The following is a 14109-nucleotide window of genomic DNA, read 5'->3' on the forward strand; positions in this document are numbered from 1 at the left end:
CTGACCTGCAGTGACGTGCGTCACCGTGCGTCCTGAGCGACCGCGGGGCAACCGTCCACCCCCGTGGCTGCGGCCGACCGAGTGACGGGGCCGCGACACGCCGCACGTGCGCGTGAACGGCGGGGTGATCCCGCCCGGTAACCCTCGTCCGGTCGAGGGCCGGTGCGCCACCGTTGACGACGTGGGGGAAGACGATTCGTGGGTCGTGCGCGTCACGGACGAGGACATCCGTGCCGCGAAGGCCGACTGGGAGCGAGCACGCGACGCGGGGGCGGACCCGCGCCGCGTCGCCGGGCTGCACGACGACCTGCGCCGGCTCGTCGGCGCCCAGGCGCAGCAGCTCGCGGACGAGTTCCGGCGGCGCCGCGCGGGCTGACGCGTCCCGGGACGCGCCGACCGCGCCTTCTCAGTCGCCGGCGGTGGCGAGACCCGCCGGGTCGTCACCGCTCTCGGCGAGGTAGGTGCCGTGCCCCGCGACGACCTGCCCGCCGGCGAACCGCAGCACCTCGTCGACGAGGCTGCCGACCTGGTTGCGGTAGCTGATGACGAGGACGTCGACGCCTGCGAACACGCGCTCGACCGTGAAGTGGAGGTCGGGGACGAGCCGCAGGCCCTCGGCCCAGTAGCGCCGCAGCTCGTCCTTCCCGCGCAGCACTCCCCCGGTCTCGGGCAGGATGCGCGCGGCGACCGGCGAGGTGAAGACGACGTCGTCGGCGAAGTGCGCGAGCACCGCGTCGAGGTCGTGCGCGTTCCACGCGGCCACCCACGACGCGCTGAACCGCGCCGCGTCCGGGGTCACACCCGGCGCCCGGCTCTGTCGCCCGACGGACGCGACAACAGCTGCACGACGCCGAGCACGAGGAGGGCGACGACCGCGACGCCGAGGACGTACTTCGGCGTCAGGTGCCCGGCCAGCACGAGCGCGAGCGCGGCGCCGATCGCGACGACGACACGGATCAGCACGCGCTGCTCGTCGAGCCACACGCCCACCGCGCCGGTCCCGACGCCGTGGCTGTCGCCGAGGCCACGGACCCACGCCGTCGAGCGCGTGTAGGCGCCCCGCACCGCGACCGCCGCGGCGCTGCCCCCGGCGAGGAACGCGACGATCGCGACCACGATCCCGAGCACGAAGCCGGTGCGGATCGCGACCTTGAGGAACGACACCATCTGGTCGTACACGTCGAGCGCGGCGTCGCGCCGCTGGACCGTCGCGGGCAGCGAGGTGACGTAGAGCGAGCGTCCGATCCCGACCGCGAGGCCGTGGAGCAGCATCGCCCCGGCGAAGGCGAGGCCCGCGGCCATCACGGCGCGCGACCGGTTGTACGCGCACATGACGCCCGCGGCGAGCAGCGCCACGACGAGCCACGGGAGCCACGTGCCGAGCACGTCGAGCGCCTGGTACGCGTTCTTGAGCCGCACGAGGTCGGAGTTCTTGACGAGCGGGAAGGTCGCGTTGATGGTCGGCAGGCTGTTGACGATCGTGAAGCCTCGGTCGGCGAGCGACTGCTTCACCGAGTCGACCACGGGCGTGAGGTCGACGCTCAGCGTGCCGTTCGAGTCGATGCTCGCGATCGCGTCCGGGTCTCCCCGCATGACGGCGACGAGCTGCTGCTGCGCGCTGCGGTTCGCCTCCTTCCACGCGTTCGAGAACGCGTCGGACGTGACGATCCGGTTCACCTGCGTGTGGATGAAGTTCGTGGCGGCGTTGACGATCGGCTGGTCGAGGCCCTGGACCAGGTCGGCGACGCGCGGCGGGAGGCCGAGGTCCGCGACGGCGGCGGTGCCCTGCGCCACGAGCTGGTCGAGGTTGATCGCGTCGACGATCGCGCCGGTCAGCCGGTTCGTCACGGCCTGCTGGATCACGGGGTCGTCGACGAGCGGCCCGACGGTTGCGAGGTAGCGGTCGGTGTTGGTGATCGTCTCCTTGGCCCACGTGACCGTCACCGCGACGGGCGCGAGCAATGCGCCGAGCAGGATGAGGACGACGGCCGCCGTCGTGCGGCCCCACCGGTGGCGGGGGCGCCCCGTGACAGCCCCGACGGGTGCCGTCGCGGGCCCCTCTCCGGGCAGACCACCCGTGGCGCGCAGGTGCGCGTTCTCCGCCTCGAGCGCGGTCAGGCGCTCGAGGAGCAGCTCGCGCTCCCGCTCGGACGTCGGGGCCGCGGTCGCTGCGCTCCCCGCCGGGGCGTCGACGACGACCGGCTGCGTGTCGGCGAGCGAAGGCGTCACGTCCGCCGGGGGGCCGTCGACCGGGTGCCCGACCGGCACCGGCTGGGTGTCGCCGTCCGCGGGCTCGTCGCCCTCGGCCTCGGCCTCGGCCTCGGCCGGCAGCTCGTCGTTCGTCGGTACGGGTCCGACGACCGCCTCGGGCGCGGGGCCCTCGTCCGCCGGACCGGCCTCGGCGGGAGCGGGGCCGTCGGCGCCGGTCGCCGCCGACCCGGGCTCGTCCGGCAGGTCGGGCGCCCCCGCGCCGCTCGCGTTCTTCCTGACAGCCACGTGCCCTCCCGCTGCTGGGGACCCTTGCTCCGAGCATGGCCCGCGGCCGTCCGCTTTGCGACAACGGGGGCGCATTTGCACCCTTCGCGGGTGGTCCTCCTGCGCCCCGAGGGCCGGCACGTCCCGTCTGGGGGCGTCAGCCGTAGAAGACGCGCTCCACGACGGCGCGCGCCCGGCGCGCGGTCCGCAAGTACGTCTCCTCGAGCTCGCCGCCCGAGCCGGACGGGTACCCGAGGACGCGCGCGACGCCCGCGAGCGTCTGCCGGTCGTGCGGGAGCTGGTCCGCGTGGGCGCCCTCCGCGCGGCCCGTCCACAGCACGTTCGCGTCGCGGAGCCGGCTCGCGAGGTCCCAGGCCTCGACCAGCACCTTCGCGTCGTCCTCGTCGAGCACGCCCGCCTCGGACGCCGCCTGGAGCGCCTCGATCGTCGCCGTGGTGCGCAGACCGGGCACGGCGTGCGCGTGCTGGAGCTGGAGCAGCTGGGCGGTCCACTCGACGTCGGAGATACCGCCGCGGCCGAGCTTGAGGTGCCGCGCCGGGTCGACGCCCCGCGGCAGGCGCTCGGCCTCCACGCGCGCCTTGATGCGCCGGATCTCGCGGACCGTCGCGGTGTCGAGGCCTCCGGCCGGGTAGCGCAGCGGCGCGACGAGCGCGTCGAACCGCTCACCGAGCTCGACGTCGCCCGCCACGGGGCGAGCCCGCAGGAGGGCCTGGCTCTCCCACGGCGACGACCAGCGCTCGTAGTACTCGGCGTACGACTCGAACGTCCGCACGAGCGGGCCGTTCCGGCCCTCGGGGCGCAAGTCGGCGTCGACGGCAAGGCTCGGCTCGGGCCCGACGGCGCCGAGCAGCGCGCGCACCGATGCCGCCGCCGCCAGCGCGTACTCCTGCGCGGCCACCGGGTCCGCGCCGTCGACGGGGTCGTGCACGAACAGCACGTCCGCGTCGGACGAGTACCCGACCTCGCGCCCGCCGAGGCGGCCCATCGCGACCACGAGCATCCGCGTGGGAGCCGCGTCGAGCCCGCGCTCGACTCGCGCGTCCCACTCCGCGATCCGCAGAGCGCCCGCGAGCAGCACGTCGGCCGCGACGCTCAGGCTCTGCGCGGCGCGCACACCCGTGACGGCGCCGAGCACGTCGGCGACGGCCGTCCGGGCCAGCTCGCGCCGGCGCAGCGCGCGCATCGCCGTGACGGCGTTCTGCCGCGCGTCGGCACGCGTCAGGATGGCGTCGGCCTCGGCGTGCAGCCGCTCCCAGGTGCGGGGCTCGAGGTCGGCGTCGTCGTCGAGCCACGTCACCGACTCCGGCGACCGCATCAGCGCGTCGGCGACGTAGCGCGACGTCGAGAGCACGTGCGCGAGCCGGCGGGCCGCCGTGCCGGAGTCGCGCAGCAGCTTGAGGTACCAGTGCGTCGCGCCGAGCGTGTCCGAGAGGCGCCGGAACGCCAGCAGGCCGCCGTCAGGGTCGGCGCCCTCGGCGAACCAGCCGAGCATCACGGGCAGCAGCTGGCGTTGGATCGACGCGCGCCGGGAGACGCCCTCGGTCAGCGCGGCGAGGTGGCGCATCGCGCCGGCGGGGTCCGCGTAGCCGATCGCCGAGAGCCGCGCCTGGGCCGCCTCCGGCGCGAGGCTCGCCTCCTCGGCGGAGAGCTGGGCGGTCGCGGGGAGCAGCGGTCGGTAGAACAGCTCTTCGTGGAGTCGGCGCACGTCGCGGCGCACCTGCCGCCAGCGCTCGAGCAGGCCGTCCGGCCCCTCGACGCGCAGCCCGACGGACCGCGCGAGCCGCCGCAGGTCGTCGTCCGCCGTGGGCATCAGGTGCGTGCGGCGCAGGCGGTGGAGCTGGAGCCGGTGCTCGACGGTCCGGAGCCACCGGTAGCAGACGGCGAGCTCGGCGGCGTGCTCGCGGCCCACGTAGCCCGCCTGGGCGAGCGCCGACAGCGCCGTGAGCGTGTTGCCGCTGCGGATCGAGTCGTCGGCGCGGCCGTGCACGAGCTGGAGCAGCTGCACCGTGAACTCCACGTCGCGCAGGCCGCCGACGCCGAGCTTGATCTGCCGGTCCGCCTCGGCGGCCGGGACGTGCTGCTCGACGCGCCGACGCATCGCCTGCGAGTCCTCGACGAAGTTCTCCCGCCGCACGGCGGCCCAGACGAACGGCTGCGTCGTGTCGACGTACGCCCGACCGAGCTCGCGGTCCCCCGCCATCGGGCGGGCCTTGAGCAGCGCCTGGAACTCCCAGGTCTTGGCCCAGCGCTCGTAGTACGCCCGGTGGCTCGCGAGCGTCCGGACGAGCGGGCCGTCCTTGCCCTCGGGCCGCAGCGCGGCGTCGACCGGCCAGAGCGCGGGCTCGACGCCGACCGGGGATCCACAGGCACGCGCCAGGCCGGTCGCGAGGCGGGCGCCCGTTGCGAGCGCCTCGGCCTCGTCGGCGCCGTCCACCGGCTCGACGACGTAGACGACGTCGACGTCGCTCACGTAGTTGAGCTCGCGGCCGCCGCCCTTGCCCATGCCGATGACGGCGATGCGGACGTCGCGACCGTGGTCGTCGAGCTCCGCGCGAGCGATCGCGAGCCCCGCCTCGAGGGCCGCCGCCGCCAGGTCCGCGAGCGCCGCCGCGACGCCCGGCAGGCGCGAGAGCGGGTCGGTGCTCGTGAGATCCGTCGCGGCGATCCGCAGCAGGCGCGTCCGGTACGCCCGCCGCAGCGCGTCCGTCGCGGGCGCGCCGCCCGACGCCGCCACGGGCACCTCCGCGTCGGGGTCGGCACCGACCGCGCGGAGCAGCTCGGCGCGCACGTGCGCGACCGGGACCGCCGTCCCCGGTGTCGGGTCGAGCAGCACGGCGAGGTTCTCGGGGTGCGCCGCGAGCGTGTCGCCGAGCGCGACGGACGCGCCGACGACGGCGACGAGCCTGTCCCGAGCGGGCCCGTCGGTCAGCAGCGCCTCCCGCAGCGCGTCGCGCAGCAGCACGTCGCCGCGGACGACGCCGGCGACCTTCGCGAGCGCGAGCAGCGCCTGGTCCGGGTCGGCGGCCTCGCTCAGCGGGCTCAGCAGCACGTGCGCCGGGTCGTCGAGCAGCGCCACGAGCTGCGCGTCGCCGAGCAGGCGCTCTGCCCGTGGCACGTCGGCGATGCCGGCACGCAGGAGGCGGCTCGTCAGCGACGGGCCGCGGCGGTCGGGCTGCACGCTCACCGCGCGCCTCAGAGGACCGGCAGGAACCGCCGCAGCTCGTACGGCGTCACCTGGGCGCGGTACTCCTCCCACTCCTGCTTCTTGTTGCGCAGGAAGTAGTCGAAGACGTGCTCGCCCAGCGTCTCGGCGACGAGCTCGGAGCGCTCCATCACCGTGATCGCAGCCTCGAGCGACGACGGCAGCGGCTCGATGCCCAGGGCCCTGCGCTCGGCGTCGGTGAGCTCCCACACGTCGTCGTCGGCACCCTCGGGGAGCTCGTAGCCCTCCTCGATGCCCTTGAGGCCGGCGGCGAGCATGAGCGCGAACGCGAGGTACGGGTTCGTCGCGGAGTCGACCGCGCGGTACTCGATGCGGCTCGAGTTGCCCTTGCCCGGCTTGTACATCGGCACGCGCACGAGCGCCGAGCGGTTGTTGTGGCCCCAGCAGATGTAGCTCGGCGCCTCGGCCCCGCCCCAGAGCCGCTTGTACGAGTTGACGAACTGGTTGGTGACGGCCGTGATCTCGGCCGCGTGGCGCAGCAGGCCGCCGATGAACGACCGCGCGACCTTCGACAGCTCGAGCGGCGCACCCGGCTCGTGGAACGCGTTGCGGTCGCCCTCGAAGAGCGACAGGTGCGTGTGCATGCCCGAGCCCGGCTGGTCGGCCAGCGGCTTCGGCATGAACGACGCGAACACGCCCTGCTCGAGCGCGACCTCCTTGACGACCGTGCGGAACGTCATGACGTTGTCCGCGGTCGTGAGCGCGTCGGCGTACCGCAGGTCGATCTCGTTCTGGCCCGGGCCCGCCTCGTGGTGCGAGAACTCGACCGAGATGCCCATCGACTCGAGCATCGTGATCGCGGCACGACGGAAGTCGTGCGCGGTGCCGCGCGGCACGTGGTCGAAGTAGCCGCCCTGGTCGACCGGCTGCAGCGGCTGCGCCGGGTCGGCGGGCGCGTCGAACAGGTAGAACTCGACCTCGGGGTGCGTGTAGAAGGTGAACCCCTGGTCGCTCGCCTTGGAGAGCGCGCGCTTCAGCACGTGGCGGGAGTCTGCCAGACTCGGCTCGCCGTCGGGCGTCAGCAGGTCGCAGAACATGCGCGCGGTGCCGTGCCGCTCGCCGCGCCACGGCAGCACCTGGAACGTCTGCGGGTCGGGGCGCGCGATCATGTCGGCCTCGTAGACGCGGGTCAGGCCCTCGATCGAGCTGCCGTCGAACCCGATGCCCTCGGAGAACGCGTTCTCGAGCTCCGCCGGTGCGACCGCCACCGACTTGAGGATGCCGAGCACGTCGGTGAACCAGAGCCGGATGAAGCGGATGTCCCGCTCCTCGACGGTACGGAGCACGAACTCCTGCTGCCTGTCCATGCGGTACATCCTGCCTGATCGGACCGGGCGGAACGGTGACACGCCCTGCACCGATCTGCGACAGGGCGACTTCGCACGGATGTTCGGACGCCGCGCACAGGAAAACGGTGCGCACCGTCCGACGACAGGTGCGACGCCGGCGGGGTCCGCGCTCCGGTCACCGCGCCGCGAGACCCGCGACGCGATCCGCCCACAGCCCCGCTCGGAGCCCCGACGTCGGCAGGCGGGCGGGCCGGCGGAACGGCCGGGAATCCAGAGCGGCAACCTGCTCGTCATGGTGCGCGCTCTTCCTGCGGAGCTCGAGGTCGTGGCGGCTGCGCAGTCGGGTCTGCTCACGCGTCAGCAGCTGGCTTCAGCGGGGATCGACGCGGCAAAGCTCCGGCGGAGGCTCGAGTCGCACTGGCGGCTCGTCCTCCCCGGCGTCGTGCACCTCAGCCGCGCGCCACTCCGTGCCGAGCAGCGGCCGGTCGCCGCCGTCCTGATGGCCGGTCCGGCGAGCGTGATCACCGGTGCCGCGGCTGCCGCCTGGCACGGGCTGCGCAACGGTCCGGCTGTGGCACGTGTCGACGTGCTGGTGCCCTCCGGCCGTGACCGCCGAGCCGCCTTCGTCCGGATCACGCGAACGACACGTCCGCCCTCCGAGGTTCACCGCGACGGCGTGCTGGCGGTCACCGCAGTCGCACGTGCGGTAGCGGACCTGTGCCGCGGTACGCGCGACGCCCGGCAGGCGCGCGCGGTCGTGATCGAGGCCGTCCAGCGACGCATGACGTCGACGGCGAAGCTTCGCCACGAGCTCCACGCCGGAGCACGTCGAGGCTCGGCGGTCCTGCGGCTCGCCATCGAGGCCGCCGAGACGGGCGCCTGGTCCGTCCCAGAGCACGACCTGCTCATGCTGATCGCAGGCAGCTCCACGCTGCCGACCGCCTGGCCGAACCCGGTGCTGCACGGGACGGACGGGCGCCGCCTCCCCTCGCCCGACGTCTGGTTCGACGAGGTCGGCGTCGCAGTCCAGGTCCACTCGTCCGCCTACCACTCGTCGGGCCCCGACTGGGACCGGACGGTCCGCTCCGACAGCGCGTTGGCCGAGGCCGGCATCCTGCGGCTGGCGGTGACGCCACGCGAGATCGCGCTCTCGCCGGAAGAGACCGTGCGCCGCATCGAGGCGATCTGCGCGACCCGCTCCCCTGCCCAGCGCCCGCCGGTCGTGATGACCCCGCGCGCGGCGGGCGTCACCGACCGAGTGCGACCCTGATCCGGCCCGACGCCGCACTCGTCGCTCCGTGCGGGCGAATCGCGGGTCGGCCCGGGCTCGGGCTCCAACGCCCTGCGACCCTGACCCGGCCCGACGCCGCACTCGTCGTTGCACGCGTGGTCGGACGTTTCGCGCCGTCGGGCGGTGCGGAACGTGCGACCACGCGTGCAACGAGCGGCGGACGACGAGCGGGAGCAGGCGATCGCCCCCGGGCGAACCGAGTGGCGGTCCGGCGGCGTGGGCACGGGTGTCCCTTGCGTCGGCGCGCACGGCGGTATCCCTTGCGTCGGCGCGCACGCGGTATCCCGTGCGGCGCGGCGCACGCGGGTGAGCGGGCTCACCGCGGCGGGTCTGCGCGGCGTGACTAGGCTCGACGCATGCCCTCCGACTCCCCCGCCCGGATCGCGCTCGCCCAGGTCGACACGTGCGTCGGGGACGTCGACGGGAACGCGCGGCTCGTGCTCGAGTGGGCGCGTCGGGCCGCCGAGGCAGGCGCCGACCTCGTCGTCTTCCCGGAGATGACGATCACGGGGTACCCGATCGAGGACCTCGCCCTGCGCGCGTCGTTCCGGCGCGGCGCCGAGGCCGCGCTGCTGCGCACCGCGGAAGCCCTCGCGGCGGAGGGGCTGGGCGAGCTCGCGGTGCTCGTGGGGTCGGTCGGTGAGATCGCGCCCCGGCCGACGGGCGAGCCGACGCAGCCCGACGACGACCGCGCCGACACGCGCCACCGGCCCACGAACCAGGCGGTGCTGCTGCGCCACGGCCGCGTCGAGACGCGCTACGACAAGCACCACCTGCCGAACTACGGCGTGTTCGACGAGTACCGGATCTTCGCGCCGGGCGACGACCTGTGCGTGGTCGACGTCGCCGGGGCGCGCGTGGGCGTCGTCATCTGCGAGGACATCTGGCAGGACGGCGGGCCGGTGTCGCGCATGGACGCCGCTGACGTCGACCTGCTCGTCGTGCTGAACGGCTCGCCGTACGAGGAGGGCAAGGGGCACGTCCGCACCGAGCTGGCCGCGCGGCGCGCTGCCGAGGTCGACGCCCCCGTCGCGTACGTCAACCTCGTGGGCGGGCAGGACGACCTCGTGTTCGACGGCGGCTCGTTCGTCGTCGGGCGCGACGGCGAGCTGCTGGCGAGCGCGCCGCAGTTCGTCGAGCACCTGCTCGTCTGGGAGCTCGGCGGACGGGGCCCGTTCGTGCCGCCGCTCGAGCCCGACGAGGAGGTCTACCGCGCGATCGTCCTCGGTCTGCAGGGGTACGTCCGCAAGAACGGCTTCCGCTCGGTGCTGCTCGGGGTGTCCGGCGGCATCGACTCGGCGCTGACGGCGGCCGTCGCCGCCGACGCGATCGGCGGCGAGAACGTGGTCGGCGTCTCGATGCCGTCGGCGTACTCGTCGGAGCACAGCAAGGACGACGCGGCCGACCTGGCGAAGCGCATCGGCGCCGACTACCGCGTGCAGCCGATCGGCCCGATGGTCGACGCGTTCCGCGGCGAGCTCGAGATGGAGGGCGTCACCGAGGAGAACCTGCAGGCGCGCGTGCGCGGGGTGCTGCTGATGGCGATCTCGAACCGCGAGGGGCACCTCGTCATCGCGCCCGGCAACAAGTCGGAGCTCGCCACGGGCTACGCGACGATCTACGACGCCGGCAGCATCGGTGGCTTCGCGCCGCTCAAGGACGTCGACAAGTCCCGCGTCTGGGCGCTCGCGCGCTGGCGCAACGACCGCGCGGCCGACGCGGGCGAGATCCCGCCGATCCCCGAGTCGTCGATCACCAAGCCGCCGTCGGCGGAGCTGCGCCCCGGCCAGCTCGACCAGGACTCGCTGCCGCCGTACGCGCTGCTCGACGAGGTGCTGGACGCCTACGTCGAGCACGCCGAGGGCCGCGCGGAGCTGCTCGCCCGCGGCTACGACGCGGCGGTCGTCGACCGCGTGCTGCAGCTCGTCGACCGCGCCGAGTGGAAGCGCCGGCAGTACCCGCTCGGCCCCAAGGTCACCGCCCTCGCGTTCGGCCGGGACCGGCGGCTGCCCGTCACGAACCGCTGGCGCGAGCCGTGAGCCCCGGCGCCTCCCCCGACCCGACAGCCCTGAAGGAGCACACCCGATGACGACCAAGCGCGTGCGCGTCCACCACCTGCGCGAGGCGAAGGAGCGTGGCGAGAAGCTGACGATGCTCACGGCGTACGACGCGGTGACGGCGCGGATCTTCGACGAGGCGGGCGTCGACCTGCTGCTGGTCGGCGACTCGATCGGCAACACGATGCTCGGCCACGAGACGACGCTGCCGGTGACGGTCGACGAGCTGATCCCGCCCGCGCGCGCCGTGGTGCGGGGGGCGCAGCGCGCGCTCGTCGTCGTGGACCTGCCGTTCGGCTCGTACGAGGCCGGTCCGGCGCAGGCGCTCGCGACGGCCGTGCGCGTGATGAAGGAGACGGGCGCGGCGGCCGTGAAGTTCGAGGGCGGCCGGCGGGTCGCCGCGCAGGTGCGCGCGCTCACGGACGCCGGCATCCCCGTGGTCGGCCACCTCGGCTACACCCCGCAGTCCGAGCACCTGCTCGGCGGCCCGCGGGTCCAGGGCCGCGGCGACGCCGCGGCGGAGCGGCTGTCCGAGGACGCGATGGCGATCGCCGAGGCCGGCGCCGTCGCGATCGTGCTCGAGATGATCCCCGCACCCATCGCCGCGCGGATCACCGAGCTCGTCGCGGTCCCGACCATCGGCATCGGCGCGGGCGCGGAGTGCGACGGCCAGGTGCTGGTCTGGGTCGACATGGCGGGCATGGGCGACTGGTCGCCGCGGTTCGCCAAGCGGTTCGGCGAGGTAGGCGCGGCCCTCCGCTCGGCCGCGAGCGCGTACGTCGACGAGGTGAGGGCGGGCTCGTTCCCGGACGCGGACCACAGCTTCCAGCAGTGACCCTCGAGCGCGAGCGGGACGTCACGCCGTCCGCGCCCGTCCGGCGCGCGCCCGCGCACCCGGCGTGGCGCGCCGCCGGCGTGGTGCTCGCCGCGCTCGCCGGTGCCGCGCTGCTCGTGCTCGCCGTGCCGCTGGCCGCGGGCGTCGCGCCCGTCGCGCAGCTCGTCTCGTTCCGGGCGCTCGTCGGCCTCGGTGCGCTCCTGGCGGCCGGCGTCGTGCTCGGGGTGCCGTGGCTCCGCCGCCGCGTCCTCCCGCTGGGGCTCGTGCTCGTGCTGGGCGGGCTCGCCCAGGCCGCCGTGCTCGCCGGGCGCACCGTGGGGCAGCAGCCGGGCGGCGCCGCATCGGGCGACGGGCTCGTCGTGCTGGCGTTCAACACCGCCGACGTCGTCGACGCGCCGACGCTGGCTCGCCTGGTGGAGCAGCAGCGGGCCGACGTCGTGGCGCTGCCCGAGACGTCCCGGTCGACGACCGCGCGCACCGCCGCCCTGCTCGGCGAGGCCGGGCGGCCGATGGTCGTCGAGTCCGGCGCGAGCACGGTCCCGTGGATCCAGGGCACGACGATGCTCGTGTCCGCCGCGCTCGCGCCCGGCCCGCCGACGACGGTCTCGCTGCCGGTCGGCGGGGTGCAGGTGGCGGCGGAGGGCGGTGTGCTCGTGGCCGGTCACACCACGTCGCCGACCGCGCGCAGCCAGATGGCCGCGTGGCGCGCCGACACGCGCGCGCTCGCGCAGACCTGCGCGGCTCAGCCCGGCGCCGTCGTCGCGGGCGACTTCAACGCGACGCTCGACCACCCCGGGCTGCGCGACCTGGGCCCGTGCGTCGACGCCGCGGCCGCCGTCGGGCGCGCCTCCTCCGGGAGCTGGCCCGCGAGCGCGCCGACCTGGCTCGCCGCGCCCATCGACCACGTCCTCGTCGACGGGCGCGCCTGGTGGGTCGAGTCGTTCGCCGTGCTGGCGCGGACGGGCGGCAGCGACCACCGGCCGGTGGTCGCCCACCTCGTGCGGCGCTGACGCGGTCCCGGCGGCTCGGCGGACGCCGCCGTCAGCGCTCGGCCTCCTCCTCCGCCTCCCAGGCCTTGGCGCGCGCCTTCGCCTTCTCGATCGCGTGCGCCGCCTCCTCGCGCGTCGGGTACGGACCCATGAGCTTCGACGCGTCGCTCTGACGGCCCTCCTCGACCTCGTGGGTCTCGGTGTTGAACCAGTACTCGCCTGCCATGGCCTGCTCCTTCGCGGGTCGCGGATGCGTTCTCTTCGTAGACTGCCAGGTATGTCGCCCGTGCACGCGCGCTCCGCCCTCGTCCCGGGCACCGTCTCCCCCCGCCGCCCTGTCCCCGCCTCGATCGCGCGGCCGGAGTACGTCGGCAAGCCCGGCCCCGAGCCGTGGCGCGGGCCCGACGCGTTCGACGCCGAGACCGTCGAGCGGATCCGCGTCGCGGCCCGGATCGCCGCGCAGGCGACCGCCGAGGTGGGCAGGCACGTGCAGCCCGGCGTCACGACCGACCAGCTCGACGCCATCGGCCACCAGTTCCTGGTCGACCACGGCGCGTACCCGTCGACGCTCGGCTACCGCGGCTTCCCCAAGTCGCTGTGCACCTCCGTCAACGAGGTGATCTGCCACGGCATCCCCGACTCGACGGTGATCGAGGACGGCGACATCGTGAACCTCGACATCACGGCGTACATCGGCGGCGTGCACGGCGACACCAACGCGACGTTCCTCGCCGGCGACGTCGACGAGGAGTCGCGGCTGCTCGTCGAGCGCACGCAGGAGGCGCTGAACCGCGCGATCAAGGTGGTGCAGCCGGGCCGGGAGATCAACGTGATCGGCCGCGTCATCGAGAAGTACGCGGCACGGTTCGGGTACGGCGTCGTCCGCGACTACACCGGCCACGGCGTCGGACCCGCGTTCCACACGGGCCTCGTCATCCCCCACTACGACGCCGCCCCGGCGTACGACAGGCTCATCGAGCCCGGCATGGTCTTCACCATCGAGCCGATGCTCAACCTCGGCACGCCCGACTGGGTCATGTGGGACGACGACTGGACCGTCCTCACCGCGGACGGCCGCCGCAGCGCGCAGTTCGAGCACACCCTGCTGGTCACCGACACCGGAGCGGAGGTCCTGACGCTGCCATGAGCGACGACAAGAAGGACAAGAAGAAGCACCACCACCTCGCGTTCGGCATCGACATCGGCGGCAGCGGCATCAAGGGCGCGCCGGTCGACCTCAAGGCGGGCGAGTTCGCCGCTGACCGGCTGCGCATCCCCACGCCCGAGCCGTCGACGCCCGACGCGGTGTCGAAGACGGTGGCGGCCGTCGTCGAGTCGTTCCAGCTGGACAAGGACGTGCCGATCGGCGTCACGTTCCCGGCGGTGATCCTGCACGGCGTCGCACAGTCGGCCGCGAACGTCGACAAGACGTGGATCGGCACGGACGTCTCGAAGGCGGTCCGCGAGACGACGGGCCGCAAGGTGCTGGCCGTCAACGACGCGGACGCCGCCGGCTACGCCGAGGTGAGGTACGGCGCCGCGAAGGGTGTCGAGGGCGTCGTGATGGTCGTGACGCTCGGCACCGGCATCGGCTCGGCCCTGATCGTCGACGGCCACCTCGTGCCGAACACCGAGCTCGGTCACCTCGAGATCGACGGCTTCGACGCGGAGTCGCGGGCGGCCGACAGCGCGCGCGACCGCGAGGACCTCGACTGGGCGCAGTGGGCCGAGCGCCTGCAGCGGTACTTCTCGGTGGTCGAGAACCTGTTCTGGCCCGACCTGTTCGTGGTCGGCGGCGGTGTGAGCAAGCACCACGAGAAGTTCCTGCCGCTGCTCGACCTGCGGACCAGGATCATCCCGGCGGAGCTGCGGAACGCGGCGGGCATCGTCGGCGCCGCGGCGCTCGCGGCGGAGGCCGACCGCTGACAC

Annotated in this window: 12 protein-coding genes; 7 read left to right on the forward strand and 5 right to left on the reverse strand. The window is 74.4% G+C overall.

Going from position 1 to position 14109, the window contains the following annotated elements; translation table 11 throughout:
- The first annotated feature begins 181 nt into the window (after positions 1 to 181).
- Complete coding sequence (locus tag QRT04_RS01950) at positions 182 to 376, forward strand: hypothetical protein (protein ID WP_289453204.1); 195 nt, start codon at positions 182 to 184, stop codon at positions 374 to 376.
- A 30-nt stretch (positions 377 to 406) separates the two neighbouring features.
- On the opposite strand, the gene QRT04_RS01955 is transcribed toward QRT04_RS01950, so the two are convergent.
- The 4 genes from QRT04_RS01955 to QRT04_RS01970 all read right to left on the reverse strand — a co-directional run bounded on the left by QRT04_RS01955 (position 407) and on the right by QRT04_RS01970 (position 7026).
- Positions 407 to 799: a nuclear transport factor 2 family protein gene (locus QRT04_RS01955; RefSeq protein WP_289453205.1), complete on the reverse strand. Its 393-nt coding sequence runs from the start codon at positions 797 to 799 to the stop codon at positions 407 to 409.
- Entirely contained in the window at positions 796 to 2496 is a 1701-nt protein-coding gene (locus tag QRT04_RS01960) for a hypothetical protein (protein WP_289453206.1), read from the reverse strand. Before QRT04_RS01960 ends, QRT04_RS01955 begins: the two co-directional genes overlap by 4 nt.
- A 136-nt stretch (positions 2497 to 2632) precedes the next feature.
- Positions 2633 to 5674 carry a bifunctional [glutamine synthetase] adenylyltransferase/[glutamine synthetase]-adenylyl-L-tyrosine phosphorylase gene (locus QRT04_RS01965; RefSeq protein ID WP_407653600.1) on the reverse strand — a complete coding sequence of 1014 codons (3042 nt, stop codon included), beginning with the start codon at positions 5672 to 5674 and terminating at the stop codon, positions 2633 to 2635.
- A 14-nt stretch (positions 5675 to 5688) separates the two neighbouring features.
- Entirely contained in the window at positions 5689 to 7026 is a 1338-nt protein-coding gene (locus QRT04_RS01970) for a glutamine synthetase family protein (protein WP_289453208.1), read from the reverse strand.
- Between the two features lie 274 nt (positions 7027 to 7300).
- Here QRT04_RS01970 and QRT04_RS01975 point away from each other — a divergent pair, with 274 nt between their 5' ends.
- From QRT04_RS01975 to QRT04_RS01990, 4 genes are all read left to right on the forward strand, one after another.
- A complete protein-coding gene (locus QRT04_RS01975; protein ID WP_289453209.1) occupies positions 7301 to 8278 on the forward strand; it encodes a hypothetical protein in 978 nt (325 codons plus the stop codon).
- Positions 8279 to 8655: 377 nt separating this feature from the next.
- The gene (locus QRT04_RS01980; protein ID WP_289453210.1) at positions 8656 to 10338 is read left to right on the forward strand and encodes an NAD+ synthase; all 1683 of its coding nucleotides are present in this window, start codon (positions 8656 to 8658) and stop codon (positions 10336 to 10338) included.
- A gap of 46 nt (positions 10339 to 10384) precedes the next feature.
- Positions 10385 to 11191 carry a 3-methyl-2-oxobutanoate hydroxymethyltransferase gene (gene panB, locus QRT04_RS01985; RefSeq protein WP_289453211.1) on the forward strand — a complete coding sequence of 269 codons (807 nt, stop codon included), beginning with the start codon at positions 10385 to 10387 and terminating at the stop codon, positions 11189 to 11191.
- Positions 11188 to 12201, forward strand: a complete 1014-nt coding sequence (locus tag QRT04_RS01990; RefSeq protein ID WP_289453212.1) for an endonuclease/exonuclease/phosphatase family protein — start codon at positions 11188 to 11190, stop codon at positions 12199 to 12201. Before panB ends, QRT04_RS01990 begins: the two co-directional genes overlap by 4 nt.
- Positions 12202 to 12232: 31 nt before the next feature.
- On the opposite strand, the gene QRT04_RS01995 is transcribed toward QRT04_RS01990, so the two are convergent.
- The gene (locus QRT04_RS01995; protein WP_289453213.1) at positions 12233 to 12406 is read right to left on the reverse strand and encodes an SPOR domain-containing protein; all 174 of its coding nucleotides are present in this window, start codon (positions 12404 to 12406) and stop codon (positions 12233 to 12235) included.
- A 51-nt stretch (positions 12407 to 12457) separates the two neighbouring features.
- Between QRT04_RS01995 and map the strand changes: the two genes are divergently transcribed.
- Together map and ppgK are read left to right on the forward strand one after the other, a co-directional pair.
- Complete coding sequence (map, locus tag QRT04_RS02000) at positions 12458 to 13327, forward strand: type I methionyl aminopeptidase (RefSeq protein WP_289453214.1); 870 nt, start codon at positions 12458 to 12460, stop codon at positions 13325 to 13327.
- On the forward strand, positions 13324 to 14106 hold the full coding sequence (ppgK, locus tag QRT04_RS02005; RefSeq protein ID WP_289453215.1) for a polyphosphate--glucose phosphotransferase: 783 nt from the start codon (positions 13324 to 13326) through the stop codon (positions 14104 to 14106). The genes map and ppgK overlap by 4 nt, the downstream gene beginning before the upstream one ends.
- The last annotated feature ends 3 nt before the right edge of the window (positions 14107 to 14109 follow it).

It is taken from the genome of Cellulomonas alba (assembly GCF_030362835.1).
In the GTDB taxonomy this organism is placed as follows: domain Bacteria; phylum Actinomycetota; class Actinomycetes; order Actinomycetales; family Cellulomonadaceae; genus Cellulomonas; species Cellulomonas alba.